This is a genomic window from Mycobacterium hubeiense, from assembly GCF_002838065.1.
In the GTDB taxonomy this organism is placed as follows: Bacteria; Actinomycetota; Actinomycetes; order Mycobacteriales; family Mycobacteriaceae; genus Mycobacterium; species Mycobacterium hubeiense.
This window is the reverse complement of the sequence record NZ_PIZU01000068.1, coordinates 1-15,802: the sequence shown is the minus strand read 5'-3', so window position 1 is coordinate 15,802 and position 15,802 is coordinate 1. Positions and strand designations below refer to the sequence as shown.

The following is a 15,802-nucleotide window of genomic DNA, read 5'->3' as shown; positions in this document are numbered from 1 at the left end:
GCGCGCTCGGAACGGACACGAGGAGCGGAGGCCCCGCCCATTCATCACATCAACGCGAAAGAATCTAGCCTTCGATGAAGTCCTCGAGCTGCGCCCGAGCGACGTCGTCGGGCAGCTGCTGCGGCGGGCTCTTCATCAGGTACGCCGACGCGGCCACCACCGGGCCGCCGATGCCGCGGTCCTTGGCGATCTTGGCCGCGCGGACCGCGTCGATGATGACGCCGGCGCTGTTCGGTGAGTCCCACACCTCGAGCTTGTACTCCAGGTTCAGCGGCACGTCGCCGAAGGCGCGGCCCTCCAGTCGCACATAGGCCCACTTGCGGTCGTCGAGCCAGCCGACGTGATCGGACGGGCCGATGTGCACGTCCTTGGTCTTGAACTCGCGCTGCAGGTTGGAGGTGACGGCCTGGGTCTTGGAGATCTTCTTGGACTCCAGCCGCTCGCGCTCGAGCATGTTGAGGAAGTCCATGTTGCCGCCGACGTTGAGCTGCATGGTGCGGTCGAGTTGCACGCCGCGGTCCTCGAACAGCTTGGCCATCACGCGGTGGGTGATGGTCGCGCCCACCTGGCTCTTGATGTCGTCACCGACGATCGGCACGCCGGCGTCTTCGAACTTCTTCGCCCACACCGGGTCCGACGCGATGAACACGGGCAGCGCGTTGACGAACGCGACGCCGGCATCGATCGCACACTGCGCGTAGAACTTGTCGGCCTCTTCCGAGCCGACGGGCAGATAGGAGACGAGAACGTCGACGTTGGCTTCCTTGAGCACCTTGACCACGTCCACCGGCTCGACGTCGGACACCTCGATGGTGTCCGCGTAGTACTTGCCGATGCCGTCGAGGGTCGGGCCGCGCTGCACGATGACGTTGGCCGGCGGCACGTCGGCGATCTTGATGGTGTTGTTCTCCGAGGCGAAGATGGCCTCCGAGAGGTCGAAGCCCACCTTCTTGGCGTCGACGTCGAACGCCGCCACGAACTTCACGTCGCGAACGTGATACGGGCCGAACCGCACATGCATCAGGCCGGGCACGTTCGCGTTCTCGTCGGCGTCGTGGTAGTACTGCACGCCCTGCACCAGCGATGACGCGCAGTTGCCTACACCAACAATTGCGACCCGCACCTCTGAGTTGGATGTCGCCGGCGAAGCGGCTCCGATGTGCTCAGTCATTTGACGACGTTCTTCCTCTCCGTACTAACTCGGTACTGCTACGGCTGTTCGGCTCGGCCCTGGGCCGTCCGTTCGGCCGCGATCAATTCGTTGAGCCATTTCACTTCGCGCTCGCTGGACTCCAGCCCCAGCTGGTGCAGCTGGCGGGTGTACCGATCGAACGAACTACTTGCCCGCGCCACTGCTTCACGCAGGCCTTCCCGGCGTTCCTCCACCTGGCGGCGGCGCCCCTCCAAGATCCGCATCCTGGCCTCGGCCGGCGTGCGGTTGAAGAATGCGAGATGAACACCGAACCCGTCGTCGGAATAGTTCTGTGGACCGGTATCCGCGACGAGCTCGGCGAAGCGCTGTTTACCCGCTTCGGTCAGGCGATAGACCCGGCGGGCGCGGCGCATTTTCGGAACGCCGTCCGGCGCGGAGTCTTCGACAATGAGGCCGTCGGCTTGCATGCGGCGCAGCGCCGGATAGAGCGACCCGTATGAGAAGGCGCGGAAGGCGCCGAGCAGGCCGGTGAGGCGTTTGCGCAGCTCATAGCCATGCATCGGCGACTCGAGCAGAAGCCCGAGGATGGCAAGCTCCAGCATCGAGTCACCTCCCTACAAATCAGCAGCTTGGTTGCGGCCTGGTTGCGGCGTGGTTGCAGCTCAGCCGCTACGACGCTTCGACACCTCGCGCCATAGTATCGCGCCGATATATTCGGCGGCAACACGCGCCCGGCCATCAGCTCGGATAGTGGATCCGCTTCACGGCGCCGTCGCCGGCCAGTTCGATGTAGCCGCTGCCGAAGTCACTGGAGACGTACACCGACACATCCAGGGCGCCGGGCGTGGTCGGATCGGTGCTCGGCTCGAAGATCAGATAGCTGCTTTCGACGTCGGCCGGCTTGATGCCGAGCGTTTCCGGTGCCCCGCGCAGCACCCCGACGACGGTCTTCGCATCGAACTTGCTGAGGTCGACTGTGACCGCATCGGGACTCTTCGAACCGCTCGACGGGTCGTCCCAGCCGCCGCGGTAGGAGTAGTTCAGCTCCCGCCGGTCCTCGCCGGGGTCGGGACGGGTCAGCGACGCATAGTCCGGATACACCACGAGCCGGTAGCCCGTGGTGTCGCCGAACTTCTGCTTCATCTGCTCCATCAACCCGGTCAGGCCGCCGAGCGAATGCAACTGCCTCGGCGGGGTCAACACCACCGGCGCGACGCCGTCGGCCTGCGCACCCGGGTCGGCGGACCGCAGCGGCGAACTGCCGTTGCCGAACAGCCCCCAGCCGACCGCGATACCCAGCACCACCAGCACCGCGGCGACGGCGGCCTTGATGCCCCACCCACCAGCAACGAGCGGCTTTTTCAGATGCGGAAGCTGCACCGGGGCGTTGGCGGTCTGCAGGTCCGCGACGAGGGATTGCAGTTCGCCCAGCGTGGCCGCATGCGTCGCGGCGCGCACCCGCTCCCGGTGCTCCGTCCCCGACAGCTGCCCTTCGGCCAGCGCCGTGTCGAGGATCCGACACGTGTCGTTGCGGTCGGAGTCCTTCGCCCGCGTGCCTGCCGTCTGCCGGGTTGCCACGACGATGATCGTAGGGCCTCAACTGGGGTATTCGACGCGCTTGATGTTGCTTGCACCGTCGAGGTAGATCAGCCCGCTGCCGCCGGACTTCGTGTCGACCTTGATCAACAACTCCAGCGCGCCCGGCCCGGCCGGATCCTGGATGTGGTCGACGTCGAGGAAAGCGCCCGACACGTCGGCAGGATCGATGCCCAGCGTCGCCGGCGCGTTCCGCAGCATCTCGGTCGCCGCAGGCACGTCGAACGCGGCCAGGTCGGCGGGGACGTCCGTGGCGTCTCGGAGCTTGCGGGACGGATCTCCCCAGCCGCCCTGATAGCGGTAGAGCAGCTTCACCTGATCGTCGGTCGGATCCGCGCGGTAGAGATACGCCTCGTCAGGGGTCACCGCGAGCTCGATGCCCATGGTGTCGCCGAAGCGCTTGCGGATCTGTTCGATCAGTCCGGTCAGCCCGTCGACCGTGTGGAATTCCCGCGGCACGATCAGCACCTCCGGCGCCACCTCGTCCGGCTTCGGCTCCGCGGCCTTGGTCGGCGCCGGGCTCTCGACCGCCTGGACCGGGCTCTCGGCTGCCGGGTCGGGCGAGCTGACGTGACCGAAGAGCCCCCAGCTGATGAGGCCGAGCACGGCGAGAAGAGCCGCGGTGGCAGCCGTCGTCGCCACCATTCGACGCGAACGATTCGGAGTGGATCGCTCGATCGCGCCGTAGGACGGCTGCAGATCGGTGACCAACCCCTGCAGTTCGCCGAGGGTGGTGGCCTTGATCGCAATCGCGACCCGGTGCTGATGCTCCGCCATGGTGAGCTGGCCTTCGGCCAGCGCGTCGTCGAGGGCCTGGCAGGTGGCGGTGCGGTCGCTGTCTCTCGCCCGGGTCGCCACGTCGATGATCGTATGAGTTGAGGTGTCGTCGACGCAGGCCCGATGGGCAACCCGGTGCAGTCGCGCCTCGGCGGACGCATCGCCGACGTACTCTGGTCACCGTGCGACTGCAGCGACAGGTGGTGGACTACGCGCTTCGGCGCCGGTCCCTGCTGGCCGAGGTCTACTCGGGACGGACCGGTGTTTCAGAGGTCTGCGACGCCAATCCGTATCTGCTGCGGGCCGCGAAGTTCCACGGGAAGCCCAGTTCGGTGATGTGCCCGATCTGTCGTAAGGAACAACTCACGCTGGTGTCTTGGGTGTTCGGTGACCACCTGGGCGCCGTCTCTGGTTCGGCGCGCACCGCGGAGGAGTTGGTCTTGTTGGCGTCCCGATTCGACGAGTTCTCGGTACACGTGGTGGAGGTATGCCGCACCTGCAGTTGGAATCACTTGGTCAAGTCATACGTGCTCGGCGCGGTCCGGCCCCCGAAGGCGCCGCGCGGCACTCGGACGGCGCGCAAGTCCGCGCGTACGGCCAGTGAATAGCGAAGGGCGCCACGACCGGTCAGCCAGTGATGTCCGTGCGGGACAGCCGGCTGACGGTGTGCGCGCCGGTCGCCCCAGGCACCGTGTCAACGAGAGTCCAACCGGCCGGCGGGGCGCTCCGGAGGGCATGCGGCGAGCCAGGGCTGGTGTCCCGCCCGACGATCGGCTGACCGCGGTCATTCCGCCGGTCCGTGACACCCCGGCGCATCTGCGTGACCCGATCGACGTGGTCAAGGCCGCGTTGGATGGCACGCCACCCAACACGCCGCCTCCCAAGACACCGCCGCCCCGCCGCCCCAGAGGCGACGGCGGCCCGCCGAGCGGTCCACCGTCCGAACCGCGACCTGAGCTCAAGCACCACATCAATTGGAAGTGGGTGCGCCGCGCGCTGTATGTGACCGCGGCCGTGCTGTTTGTGCTGCCGCTGGTCACGTTCGGTATGGCCTACATGATCGTCGACGTGCCGCAGCCCGGTGACATCCGCACCAACCAGGTGTCGACGATCCTGGCCAGCGATGGCAGTGAGATCGCGAAAATCGTTCCGCCCGAGGGCAATCGCATCGACGTCAACATCGACCAGATACCGGTGCAGGTGCGCAACGCGGTGATGGCGGCCGAGGACCGCGACTTCTATTCCAATCCCGGTTTCTCGTTCACCGGCTTCGCCCGCGCGATCAAAAACAACATCTTCGGCGGCGACACCCAGGGCGGCTCCACCATCACCCAGCAGTACGTCAAGAACGCACTCGTCGGCTCCGAACGCGCCGGGCTGGGCGGTCTCATCCGTAAGGCCAAGGAGCTCGTCATCTCGACGAAGATGTCCGGGCAGTGGTCAAAAGACCAAGTGCTGCAGTCGTATCTGAACATCATCTACTTCGGCCGCGGTGCCTACGGCGTCGCAGCGGCGTCAAAGGCCTACTTCAACAAACCCGTCGAGCAACTCACCGTCGCCGAGGGTGCGCTGTTGGCCGCGCTGATCCAGCAGCCGTCGGGCCTGGACCCGGCCGTTAATCCCGACGCCGCGGCCGAGCGGTGGAACTGGGTGCTCGACGGCATGGTCGACATCGGCGCGTTGCCGGCCAATGAGCGTGCCGCGCAGGTGTTTCCGCCGACGGTGCCGCCGGACCTGGCGCGCAACCAGAACCAGACCACCGGCCCGAACGGCCTGATCGAACGGCAGGTCACCAAGGAACTGCTGGATCTGTTCAACATCAGCGAGCAGACGCTCAACACCGAGGGTCTGCAGATCACCACGACCATCGATCCCAAGGCGCAGAAGGCCGCCGAGGAGGCGGTCGCGGAGTACCTCGAGGGCCAAGACCCCGACATGCGCGCCGCGGTGGTCTCCATCGACCCGCGTACCGGTGGGGTGAAGGCCTATTACGGCGGTTCGGACGCCAACGGATTCGACTTCGCCCAGGCCGGCCTGCCCACGGGGTCGTCGTTCAAGGTGTTCGCTTTGGTCGCGGCGCTCGAGCAGGGCATCGGGCTGGGGTATCAGATCGACAGCTCGCCGCTGACCGTCAACGGCATCGAGATCAACAACGTCGAAGGCGGCGGCTGCGGGGTCTGTAGCATCGCAGAGGCGCTCAAGCAGTCGCTGAACACCAGCTTCTACCGGCTGATGCTCAAGCTGGAGAACGGGCCGCAGGACGTCGCCGACGCCGCGCACAAGCTCGGGGTGGCCGAAAGCTTCCCCGGTGTCGAGCACACGCTGTCAGAAGACGGCCAGGGCGGGCCGCCCAACAACGGAGTCGTGTTGGGGCAGTACCAGACCCGGGTGATCGATATGGCCTCGGCGTACGCGACCCTGGCCAATTCCGGGATGTATCACCCGCCGCACTTCGTGCAGAAGGTCGTCAACTCCGACGGGCAGGTGTTGTTCGACGCCAGCCAGCAGGACAACGGCGAGCAGCGCGTCGACAAGGCCGTCGCCGACAACGTCACCTCTGCCATGCAGCCGATCGCCGCCTACTCCAAGGGTCACGCCCTGGCCGGTGGTCGTCCCTCGGCGGCGAAGACGGGCACCCACCAGCTCGGCGACACCGACGCCAACCGCGACGCGTGGATGGTCGGCTATACGCCGTCGCTGTCGACCGCGGTCTGGGTCGGCACCACCGAAGGCCGCAAACCACTGGTGAACAAGTGGGGCGGCGCAGTTTACGGTTCCGGGCTGCCGTCCGACATCTGGAAAGCGACGATGGACGGCGCCCTCGAGGACACCGACTTCGAATCCTTCCCCAAGCCCACAGAGATCGGCGGGTACGCGGGCGTGCCGCAGGCGCCGTCGACGCAACGGCAGCAGGGGCCGCAGTCGCCGGATTCGCCGCTGACCACGACACCGCCGACGCCGTCGGAAACCGTTATTCAGCCGACAATTGAAGTGGCGCCGGGGATTACGATTCCGATAGGTCCGCCGACCACCGTGCCGCTCGGACCGCCACCGCCGCCGGGTGCTCCTGTGCCACCGCCGGGTCTGCCGGCGCCCCCGCCGGCTCCGCCCGGCATGCCTGGACCTCCGCCTGGACCGCCGCCGCCTCCGTGAGCGAGCGGCGTGAGAGCGAGGTGATCTCGCCGACGCCACTGGCGGAGGACGCATCGCCGGCTCCGCAGGCCGGTGTCGTATCGCCAGCTCCGCTGGCCGGTGTCGTATCGCCAGCTCCGCTGGCCGGTGATCTGCGCAGCGCCGACGACCGTGACCTGCCCAGCCGCACCGACACGATTGGTGCGGCGCTGTCAAACGTCATCGGCGGGCCGGTGGGCCGCCACGCCCTCATCGGCCGGCAGCGCTTCCTGACGCCGCTGCGGGTGATGTTCTTGATCGCCCTGGTGTTCTTGGCGCTCGGCTACTCCACCAAGGCGGCGTGCTTGCAGACCACCGGCACCGGCACCGCCGACCAGAGGGTGGCCAACTGGGACAACAACCGGGCGTACTACCAGCTGTGCTACTCCGACACCGTTCCGCTCTACACGGCAGAGTTGTTGAACCAGGGCAAGTTTCCGTACAAGTCGAGCTGGATAGAGAAGGACGCGGTGGGCGAGCCGCGCATCCAGTACGACGGCAACATCGCGGTGCGCTACATGGAGTATCCGGTGCTGACGGGCATCTACCAGTACGTGTCGATGGCATTGGCGAAGACGTACACCGCGCTGACCAAGCTGGTGTCGATACCGGTCATCGCCGAGGTGGTGATGTTCTTCAACATCTCCGCGTTCGGGTTGGCGTTGGCGTGGCTGGTCACGGTGTGGGCGACCGCGCAGCTGGCCGGGCGGCGGGTGTGGGATGCCGCATTGGTGGCGGCGTCGCCGTTGGTGATCTTCCAGATCTTCACCAATTTCGATGCGTTGGCGACGGCTTGTGCGGTCGGGGCCTTGTTGGCGTGGGCGCGGCGACGACCGGTGTTGGCCGGCGTGCTGATCGGCGCCGGCGTGGCTTTGAAGCTCTATCCGCTGCTGTTGCTGGGCCCGCTGCTGGTTTTGGGCGTGCGCACAGGGCGGCTGCGGGAGGTGGGGCGCACGGCACTGGCCGCCGTCGTGACGTGGCTGATTGTGAATCTGCCTGTGATGGTGCTGTTTCCGCGCGGATGGTCGGAGTTCTTCCGGCTCAACACCCGCCGCGGCGACGACATGGATTCGCTGTACAACGTCGTCAAGTCGTTCACCGGATGGCGGGGCTTCGACCCGGATCTCGGGTTCTGGCAGCCGCCGACTGTGCTCAACACGGTATCCGCGGTGTTCTTCGGATCCTGTTGCATCGCAATCGCTTACATCGCCCTGACGGCCAAGCAGCGGCCGCGGCTGGCCCAGTTGGCGTTCCTGGTGGTGGCCACGTTCCTGCTCACCAACAAGGTGTGGAGCCCGCAGTTCTCGCTGTGGCTGGTGCCGCTGGCGGTGCTCGCGCTACCGCATCGACGCATCCTGTTGGCCTGGATGACGATCGACGCGCTGGTGTGGATACCGCGGATGATGTATCTGTACGGCGAGCAGAACCGCGGGCTGCCCGAGCAGTGGTTCACGGCGACGGTGCTGGTACGTGACATCGCCGTCATTGCCATGTGCGCGTTGGTGATTCGTCAGATCTATCGGCCGAAGCTGGATCTGGTTCGGTGGCGCGGCAGGGTGGACGACCCGTCGGGCGGGGTGTTCGACCGGGCGCCCGACGATCCGCCGCACTGGCTGCCCGACTGGCTACGCCCGTCGGCGGCGCGGGTAAGGGTGGCGCCGGCGGGTGTCGCGCCCTCAGAACCCGAGTTGTCCCGCCAATAACCCCTTAGGGTCAGACGCATGAGTCGTCTGGACCGCTTCTTCGAGATCTCGGCGCGGGGGTCGACGCTCGGCACCGAGATACGCGGCGGCCTGGTCACTTTCATTGCGATGGCCTACATCATCGTGCTGAACCCGATCATCTTGTCGGGGGCCGAGGATGTCGACGGCAACCGGCTCGAGTTCGCGCAAGTCTCAGCGACGACGGCGCTGGCCGCCGGGGTGATGACGATCCTGTTCGGTGTGATAGCTCGGCTGCCGTTTGCGTTCGCCGCGGGCCTGGGCATCAATTCGTTCCTGGCGACGACGGTCGTCGGCTCGCTCAGCTGGCCCGAGGCGATGGGCCTCGTCGTCGTCAACGGGCTCATCATCGTGGCGCTGGCGGTGACCGGGCTGCGCAGACTGGTCTTCGATGCCGTGCCGATGCAGCTGAAGATCGCGATCACGTCGGGCATCGGGTTGTTCATCTTGTTCATCGGACTGGTCGACGCCGGCTTCATCGGGTCGACTGGAATCGCTTCGCCGCCCGTCGGTCTCGGGGCCGGCGGCGCCGGGTCGATCAACACCGTGCCGACGGTGGTGTTCGTCGTCACGCTGTTGGTGACCGGCGTCCTCGTGGCCCGAAAGGTGCGGGGCGCCATCCTCATCGGCCTGGTGGCGGGCACGCTGGTCGCGGTCGTCGTCGAAGCCATCTGGCACCTCGGGTCGGCGACCGAAAAGCCGGGCGGCTGGAGCCTTTCGGTGCCGACACTCTCGGGCTCGCCGTTCGCGTGGCCCGACCTGTCGCTCGTCGGCGCGGTCAGCCTCGACAGCTTCGGCCGCATCGGGATCCTGGCGGCCAGCATGTTGGTGTTCACGTTGGTGTTCGCGAACTTCTTCGACGCGATGGGCACGTTCACGGGGCTGTCTCGGGAAGCGGGCCTGGCCGACGCGAAGGGCACGTTCCCGCGGCTGCGCGCGGCGCTGGTCGTCGAGGGTGCCGGCGCGGCCGTGGGCGGGGCCACGTCGGCGTCGTCGAACACGGTCTTCATCGAGTCGGGTGCCGGCATCGAGGAGGGCGCGCGCACGGGTGTCGCGAACCTCGTCACGGGCGCGCTGTTTCTCGCGGCGATGTTCATCGCGCCGGTGGCGTCGATCGTGCCGACGGAGGTGGCCGCGGCGGCGTTGGTCGTCGTCGGCACGATGATGGCGACCCATCTTCGGCACATCAGCTTTGCGGACATCTCGGAGTTCTCGGTGGCGCTGCCCGTCGTGCTGACCGTGGTGGTGATGCCGTTCTCCTACTCGATCGCCAACGGCATCGGCGTGGGCTTCATCGCGTGGGTGGTGCTGCGCTCGGCGGTCGGTAAGGCGCGCGAGATCAGCCCGCTGCTGTGGATCGTCGCCGCCGGTTTCCTCGTCTACTTCGCGCGGGGCTGGATCGAGTCGCTCATCGGCATGGGATGACCTTGAAGCCATGAGTGGCGCAGTCCGGCCGCGCGGCGTATGCCGAGGATTCGTGCCACATAGTGGCTTAAAACCTAGGCATAACGGCCGCTTCGCTCAGGCGCCACGCGTGCGCCGCCGGCAGGCCACCGATTTCACAGGTCACACCCTTTTCCGGTAACCTGGCCCGGTTGCCGACGCAGGCGACCCTCCTGCCACGGACCGACCGTGGCCGTACACGACCACAGGAGGTGATGAGGTTTCCATGCGTCCATACGAAATCATGGTCATTCTTGACCCCACCCTTGACGAGCGCACCGTAGCTCCATCGTTGGAGGCGTTCCTGAACGTCATCCGCAAGGACGGCGGCAGTGTCGAGAAGGTCGACATCTGGGGCCGCCGGCGGCTGGCCTACGAGATCGCCAAGCACGCCGAGGGCATCTACGCCGTCATCGATGTGAAGGCCAACCCGGCCACGGTGTCCGAGCTGGACCGCCAGCTCAGCCTGAACGAGTCCGTGCTGCGGACCAAGGTGCTGCGGACCGACAAGCACTGAACGCCACCCCGTTGTCGTGCGCCTTGCGTAGGCTCGCGCGCAACTAGACGCCCCACTGCAGGAGGATCTCGTGGCTGGTGACACCACCATCACCGTCGTCGGAAACCTGACCGCCGACCCGGAACTGCGCTTCACCCCGTCGGGTGCGGCCGTCGCCAACTTCACCGTGGCGTCGACACCGCGCATCTATGACCGTCAAAGCGGGGAATGGAAGGACGGCGAGGCGCTGTTTTTGCGGTGCAACATCTGGCGTGAGGCCGCCGAGAACGTGGCCGAAAGCCTCGTGCGGGGATCCCGCGTGATCGTGCAGGGGCGGCTCAAGCAGCGTTCGTTCGAGACCCGTGAGGGCGAGAAGCGCACCGTCGTCGAGGTTGAGGTCGACGAGATCGGCCCGTCGCTGCGGTACGCGACCGCCAAGGTGAACAAGGCCAGCCGCAGCGGCGGGGGAGGCGGCGGCTTCGGCGGCGGCGGATCCCGTGCGGCGGGCGGCGCCTCGGAGCCGGAAGCCAAGGCTGACGATCCGTGGGGCAGCGCCCCGGCGTCCGGGTCCTTCAGCGGCGGCGACGATGAACCGCCCTTCTGACTCAAGAACAATCAGCGATTCCAGAAAGAGATAGACATATGGCCAAGGCCAACAAGCGACGTCCGGCGCCCGAGAAGCCGGTCAAGACACGCAAGTGCGTGTTCTGCTCCAAGAAGGGGCAGGTCATCGACTACAAGGACACCGCACTGCTGCGGACTTACATCAGCGAGCGCGGCAAGATCCGCGCCCGCCGAGTGACCGGCAACTGCGTGCAGCACCAGCGCGATATCGCGACGGCGGTCAAGAATGCCCGCGAGGTGGCGCTGCTGCCGTTCAGCTCGTCGACGCGATAGGCAGGACTGGACAATGAAATTGATTCTCACCGCCGAGGTGGACCATCTCGGAGCGCCCGGCGACACCGTCGAGGTCAAGGACGGCTACGGGCGCAACTACCTGCTACCGCGTGGGCTGGCGATCGTGGCGTCTCGTGGCGCGCAGAAGCAGGCCGACGACATTCGCCGGGCCCGCGAGCTCAAGACGGTGCGTGGCCTCGAGCACGCCAACGAACTGAAGGCTGCGATCGAAGCCCTTGGGCCCGTGGCACTTCCGGTGAAGGCCGCGGCCGATACCGGGAAGCTGTTCGGTTCGGTGACGGCGGCCGGCGTCGTCAATGCGATCAAGAAGGCCGGCGGGCCGAATTTGGACAAGCGGATGGTCCAGTTGCAGAAGGCGCACATCAAAACGGTGGGCACCCACCCGGTCACGGTGCGGTTGCACCCCGGGGTGGACGTGACGGTGTCGCTGGACGTCGTCGCCGAGCAATAACGCCAGCGTCAATACGCCCGGGTGAGGACTTGATCAGTCCTTACCCGGGCGTTGCTATAGGTGCTGGCGAACTTCGCCCGGCTAACGGTGCGTAGCGAAGCTAACGCGCCGTTAACCGGGCGTGCTACCACCGGAAACACAACACGCCCGAGATCGCAACCCGGGCCGACACGCCGAAGAATTTCCCATCCACAGATCCCCACCACCTTTATGGTGCGCTTATCTGCGTAAATACCAGGAAACATGTCGGTGATCCACAGGTTCTCCCCAACGACTCAACATGGCTGGGGAGAGATATCCACAGCCCATGCACAACTTCATGAACAGGCCGGGTTTGCGACCCCTCCAGCAACGTCTAGCGTTGGCCGTCGCAAGGCAGATATTGACGTTCGCGCGTTGGCGGACGTCGGTGGCCTGGCCTACAGTCACGGTAGTGGTATCGAACCTATGTTCGATCGGAGACCTTGAGGAGGTGGGATCCCGTGGCTGTGGTGGATGACCTTGGCCGTTCGGGCATGGACGTCCCGCCGCCGAGTGAGGACTTCGGGCGTCAGCCGCCGCAAGATCAGGCGGCCGAACAAGCGGTCCTCGGTGGCATGCTGCTTTCCAAGGACGCGATCGCCGACGTGCTCGAGCGATTGCGGCCAGGCGATTTCTACCGTCCGGCGCATCAGAACGTCTACGACGCGATCCTCGATCTGTACGGGCGCGGGGAGCCGGCCGACGCGGTGACGGTCGCGGCCGAGCTGGACCGGCGCGGGTTGCTGCGCCGCATCGGCGGGGCGCCGTATCTGCACACGCTGATCTCGACGGTGCCGACAGCCGCGAATGCGGGCTACTACGCAGGCATCGTGGCGGAGAAGGCGCTACTGCGCCGGTTGGTCGAGGCCGGCACCCGGGTGGTGCAGTACGGATATGCGGGCGCTGAGGGCGCGGACGTCTACGAGGTGGTGGACCGGGCGCAGGCCGAGATCTATGAGGTGACCGATCACCGGACGTCGGAAGACTTTGTGCCGCTGGAAGATCTGCTGCAGCCCACCATGGATGAGATCGACGCGATCGCGTCACAGGGTGGGCTGGCGCGCGGGGTGCCGACGGGGTTCGTCGAACTCGACGAGGTGACCAACGGCCTGCATCCGGGGCAGATGATCATCATCGCGGCGCGGCCGGGCGTGGGGAAGTCAACTCTGGGGCTGGACTTTCTGCGGTCGTGTTCGATCAAGAACCGGCTGGCTAGTGTCATCTTCTCGCTGGAGATGAGCAAGTCCGAGATCGTGATGCGGCTGCTGTCGGCCGAGGCGAAGATCAAACTGGCCGATATGCGTTCGGGCCGGATGAGCGACGACGACTGGACCCGGCTGGCGCGGCGGATGAGCGAAATCAGCGAAGCGCCGTTGTACATCGACGATTCGCCGAACCTGACGATGATGGAGATTCGTGCCAAGGCGCGCCGGCTGAAGCAGAAGGCCGACCTGCGGCTGGTGGTAGTGGACTATCTGCAGCTGATGACGTCGGGCAAGAAGTTCGAATCGCGCCAGCAGGAAGTGTCGGAGTTCTCGCGCAGCATGAAGCTGATGGCCAAGGAACTCGATGTGCCGGTGGTGGCGATCAGCCAGCTGAATCGCGGGCCGGAGCAGCGCACGGACAAGAAGCCGATGATCTCCGACTTGCGTGAAAGCGGGAGCCTCGAACAGGACTCAGACGTCGTCATACTTCTGCACCGGCCAGACGCGTTCGAACGTGACGACCCACGAGGCGGCGAGGCGGACTTGATCTTGGGTAAGCACCGTAACGGCCCAACGAAGACGATAACCGTTGCGCACCAACTGCATTTGTCGCGGTTCACGAATATGGCGAAGGTGTAGTCATCCAATGTCGAGATGCAGCGAAGATTGACAAGCGTGCATTGATTGTTAAACAACATCGTCAGTCGATCTGACAATCCGCATGCCGTAAGGGCAGGTCAAGCCTCTGTTGGCGCCGCCGTCTCAAAGATCTTGTCAAAGTAGCTGCCGGAAATGAGAGTCGAGCGCCGGCGGTTGCCGCTGCAGATTGACCCACTCGAGGGCGAATCAATCGACTCCTGGCTAGAGGCGAGCGCGCTCGCCTCGGGTCTGACCGTAGGGACACTTGCTGCAACCGCGGGTTTGCCGGCCACCGCAATGCCATCGTGGAGGACGTGGCTGTCACCTCCCCAAGCACAGTCGCTCGCTGCGGCAACAGGGCTGCCGATGAGTTCCCTGGAGGCCATGACGCTCAGTCGTTACGACGGCCTCGCGCTACGTCTTGATCCGGAATCGCACCGCCTTGATCCCGACTTTCCCTTCGGACCGTTGTCGTGGTCGCGGTTCTGTCCCGCGTGCATACGCGAAACAGCTGGCCGGTGGCGGTTGTCTTGGCGACTCGGTTGGTCCTTTGCGTGCCTGCATCACAACTGCCTACTCATCGATGCATGCCCTGAGTGTGACAATCATCAGCGATCTACCCAGCTCTATCGCAGCGTGCCGTCTCCAACAGCCTGCAGGTGCGGCCACCCGTTGAACGCAGTCCTCGCCTTGCAGTTGCTCGGTGACGACCATTCCGTCTTGTGGGCGCAGCGCAGGGTGTATGACGTTATTGACCACGGTAGGAGCGGTTTTGGCGTATTCGAGGCGCACCCGAAGTCCCAGACCGAAGTTCTAGCTGCGGTAGGGAGTCTCGCGAACCGGGCGCTCAACTTCGCTTCAGAGCACGGCCTCTCCATAAAGGGGGTCCTAGAGGAGGCGACAGGACAGGAGTCTTTCGACTTCATTCCGACCCGAGCGCGAGAGACGTTGAATAACAAAGCGCCGCAACGCGCTTTGGATGCAGCGGTCGGGATAACGATCGCGATGCGAATACTGGCACAGCCGAGCATCAGTGATGCCGGGGACCGCGCCCGCTCGATAATCGAGGGGCAGAACGCAACGACCGGTCCGGCTGAGATTCGGTCATGCAGGCGGGACGGTGAGATATCTGCTGCGATCGTACTGAAGGCGCGCAGCGCCGGTTTCGGACCTGAACAGCAACTTCAGTACCGCACCGCAACGATCATGCCGCGGGTACCCGACCCAGACCCGAGTCGTGATCACACAATGGCGGCCAAGTTGCCGGCCGCTTTGTGGCCAGAGTGGGCCCGTCAGATTCTGTCAGATCTTCGACCGACCGTGGTAATGCGCGAAACGCTTTCCTGTGCTGCGCTCCTTACTGGCAGCACGCTGAAACCTGTTGATGCAGTGCGTCTCCTGGGAGAAGTGAACACCTCGGACACTCTGAACCAGAGGTTTTGGACATTATGTGGCTCGACCTACTGGGACTCGATCAGCGCGGCACTGATTCGCCTGAGCGACTACCTCGAGGAGCATGGCGGCCTGATCGATTACACACGCCGTCGCCGACTTGACTACTCAGACCTGATCAGCGAGAACTCCTGGCAACAACAGGTGGCAGGCGACGCCAACTCATTGTTGACCGAAAGCTCTGTCGTGCCCGCGCGGTGCTACATGATCGAGAGGATGAGCGGGTCCTCGACCCTTGCTCTGCTATCTCACCCGGAACTCGACCAGCGGAGCTTGAAGACGCTCGTGACCTCCTTCGGAGCGAGCCTCACCCCGCCCATGGCCGCCGAACTAGATGAATTGACACACGGCTTCCTGATGCAGCAAGGAATCAACGAGCCGGTGCACTGGCACCCGCCTCTCGAACTGCTTGACGGACTCGAATTCCGGTAGGTGGCACGCAAATCCGTGAGTGCGCAGCAATAGCCGCGCACTAGCGAAAATGCCGCTAGCAGTTCTCGAAATCGGCCCAGCAATTACCTCCAAGGTGCCTATCGTGGCGCACCTAACCCTAAACCACAGGTGGAGGCAAGTCCGATGAGTCGCAATAGATCACTGACAAGTGTCCACGTCATCACGAACAGCGTTTTACAGGTCGAATGGAGAATGCGCTTCCGCGACGGCGTGGAAACGGTGTGGCTGTGGCAAGTCCAAGGTGCACCACCGTTGGACCAGCTGGCTCCGCGGAACCTGTCAACCTGAATGAGGCACCGTTGCGCG

General features: G+C 65.3%; 14 protein-coding genes and 1 pseudogene. 11 read left to right on the top strand and 4 right to left on the bottom strand.

Annotated features, from left to right (window positions below):
• Positions 1-64: 64 nt before the first annotated feature.
• From CWS39_RS27070 to CWS39_RS27055, 4 genes are all read right to left on the bottom strand, one after another.
• Complete coding sequence (locus tag CWS39_RS27070) at positions 65-1,171, bottom strand: inositol-3-phosphate synthase (RefSeq protein WP_102145944.1); 1,107 nt, start codon at positions 1,169-1,171, stop codon at positions 65-67.
• 38 nt (positions 1,172-1,209) lie between these two features.
• Positions 1,210-1,755 (bottom strand): PadR family transcriptional regulator, encoded by a 546-nt coding sequence (locus CWS39_RS27065; protein ID WP_102145943.1) that lies wholly within the window; start codon positions 1,753-1,755, stop codon positions 1,210-1,212.
• 136 nt (positions 1,756-1,891) lie between these two features.
• Positions 1,892-2,731 carry a DUF1707 SHOCT-like domain-containing protein gene (locus CWS39_RS27060; protein WP_102145942.1) on the bottom strand — a complete coding sequence of 280 codons (840 nt, stop codon included), beginning with the start codon at positions 2,729-2,731 and terminating at the stop codon, positions 1,892-1,894.
• 18 nt (positions 2,732-2,749) lie between these two features.
• Positions 2,750-3,607 (bottom strand): DUF1707 SHOCT-like domain-containing protein, encoded by an 858-nt coding sequence (locus tag CWS39_RS27055; protein WP_233213722.1) that lies wholly within the window; start codon positions 3,605-3,607, stop codon positions 2,750-2,752.
• Between the two features lie 101 nt (positions 3,608-3,708).
• On the opposite strand from CWS39_RS27055, the gene CWS39_RS27050 reads away from it, so the two are divergent.
• The 11 genes and pseudogenes from CWS39_RS27050 to CWS39_RS27005 all read left to right on the top strand — a co-directional run bounded on the left by CWS39_RS27050 (position 3,709) and on the right by CWS39_RS27005 (position 15,475).
• On the top strand, positions 3,709-4,134 hold the full coding sequence (locus tag CWS39_RS27050; RefSeq protein ID WP_102145940.1) for a DUF5318 domain-containing protein: 426 nt from the start codon (positions 3,709-3,711) through the stop codon (positions 4,132-4,134).
• A gap of 127 nt (positions 4,135-4,261) precedes the next feature.
• The gene (locus CWS39_RS27045) at positions 4,262-6,679 is read left to right on the top strand and encodes a transglycosylase domain-containing protein (protein ID WP_102145939.1); all 2,418 of its coding nucleotides are present in this window, start codon (positions 4,262-4,264) and stop codon (positions 6,677-6,679) included.
• A 92-nt stretch (positions 6,680-6,771) separates the two neighbouring features.
• A complete protein-coding gene (locus CWS39_RS27040) occupies positions 6,772-8,400 on the top strand; it encodes a glycosyltransferase family 87 protein (RefSeq protein ID WP_102145945.1) in 1,629 nt (542 codons plus the stop codon).
• Between the two features lie 18 nt (positions 8,401-8,418).
• Entirely contained in the window at positions 8,419-9,843 is a 1,425-nt protein-coding gene (locus tag CWS39_RS27035) for an NCS2 family permease (RefSeq protein WP_102145938.1), read from the top strand.
• Positions 9,844-10,087: 244 nt separating this feature from the next.
• On the top strand, positions 10,088-10,378 hold the full coding sequence (rpsF, locus tag CWS39_RS27030) for a 30S ribosomal protein S6 (RefSeq protein WP_102145937.1): 291 nt from the start codon (positions 10,088-10,090) through the stop codon (positions 10,376-10,378).
• 70 nt (positions 10,379-10,448) lie between these two features.
• Positions 10,449-10,961, top strand: coding sequence for a single-stranded DNA-binding protein (locus tag CWS39_RS27025; protein WP_102145936.1), 513 nt, complete (start codon positions 10,449-10,451; stop codon positions 10,959-10,961).
• A 38-nt stretch (positions 10,962-10,999) separates the two neighbouring features.
• Positions 11,000-11,254, top strand: coding sequence for a 30S ribosomal protein S18 (rpsR, locus tag CWS39_RS27020; RefSeq protein WP_102145935.1), 255 nt, complete (start codon positions 11,000-11,002; stop codon positions 11,252-11,254).
• Positions 11,255-11,267: 13 nt separating this feature from the next.
• Positions 11,268-11,726 carry a 50S ribosomal protein L9 gene (gene rplI / locus CWS39_RS27015; protein WP_102145934.1) on the top strand — a complete coding sequence of 153 codons (459 nt, stop codon included), beginning with the start codon at positions 11,268-11,270 and terminating at the stop codon, positions 11,724-11,726.
• Between the two features lie 482 nt (positions 11,727-12,208).
• Positions 12,209-13,591, top strand: a complete 1,383-nt coding sequence (dnaB, locus tag CWS39_RS27010; RefSeq protein ID WP_102145933.1) for a replicative DNA helicase — start codon at positions 12,209-12,211, stop codon at positions 13,589-13,591.
• Positions 13,592-13,744: 153 nt separating this feature from the next.
• Positions 13,745-14,158 (top strand): annotated as a pseudogene (locus CWS39_RS30405) (TniQ family protein); the annotation flags it as partial.
• A gap of 105 nt (positions 14,159-14,263) precedes the next feature.
• On the top strand, positions 14,264-15,475 hold the full coding sequence (locus tag CWS39_RS27005) for a hypothetical protein (protein WP_233213721.1): 1,212 nt from the start codon (positions 14,264-14,266) through the stop codon (positions 15,473-15,475).
• Positions 15,476-15,802 lie beyond the last annotated feature (327 nt).

What these genes read in the sequence shown, in the direction of transcription:
- CWS39_RS27045 (WP_102145939.1), top strand. Translation starts at nt 4,262, where the DNA reads ATGCGGCGAGCCAGGGCTGGTGTCCCGCCCGACGATCGGCTGACCGCG.
- CWS39_RS27035 (WP_102145938.1), top strand. Translation starts at nt 8,419, where the DNA reads ATGAGTCGTCTGGACCGCTTCTTCGAGATCTCGGCGCGGGGGTCGACG.
- CWS39_RS27065 (WP_102145943.1), bottom strand. Translation starts at nt 1,755, where the DNA reads ATGCTGGAGCTTGCCATCCTCGGGCTTCTGCTCGAGTCGCCGATGCAT.
- rpsR (WP_102145935.1), top strand. Translation starts at nt 11,000, where the DNA reads ATGGCCAAGGCCAACAAGCGACGTCCGGCGCCCGAGAAGCCGGTCAAG.
- rpsF (WP_102145937.1), top strand. Translation starts at nt 10,088, where the DNA reads ATGCGTCCATACGAAATCATGGTCATTCTTGACCCCACCCTTGACGAG.
- CWS39_RS27070 (WP_102145944.1), bottom strand. Translation starts at nt 1,171, where the DNA reads ATGACTGAGCACATCGGAGCCGCTTCGCCGGCGACATCCAACTCAGAG.
- rplI (WP_102145934.1), top strand. Translation starts at nt 11,268, where the DNA reads ATGAAATTGATTCTCACCGCCGAGGTGGACCATCTCGGAGCGCCCGGC.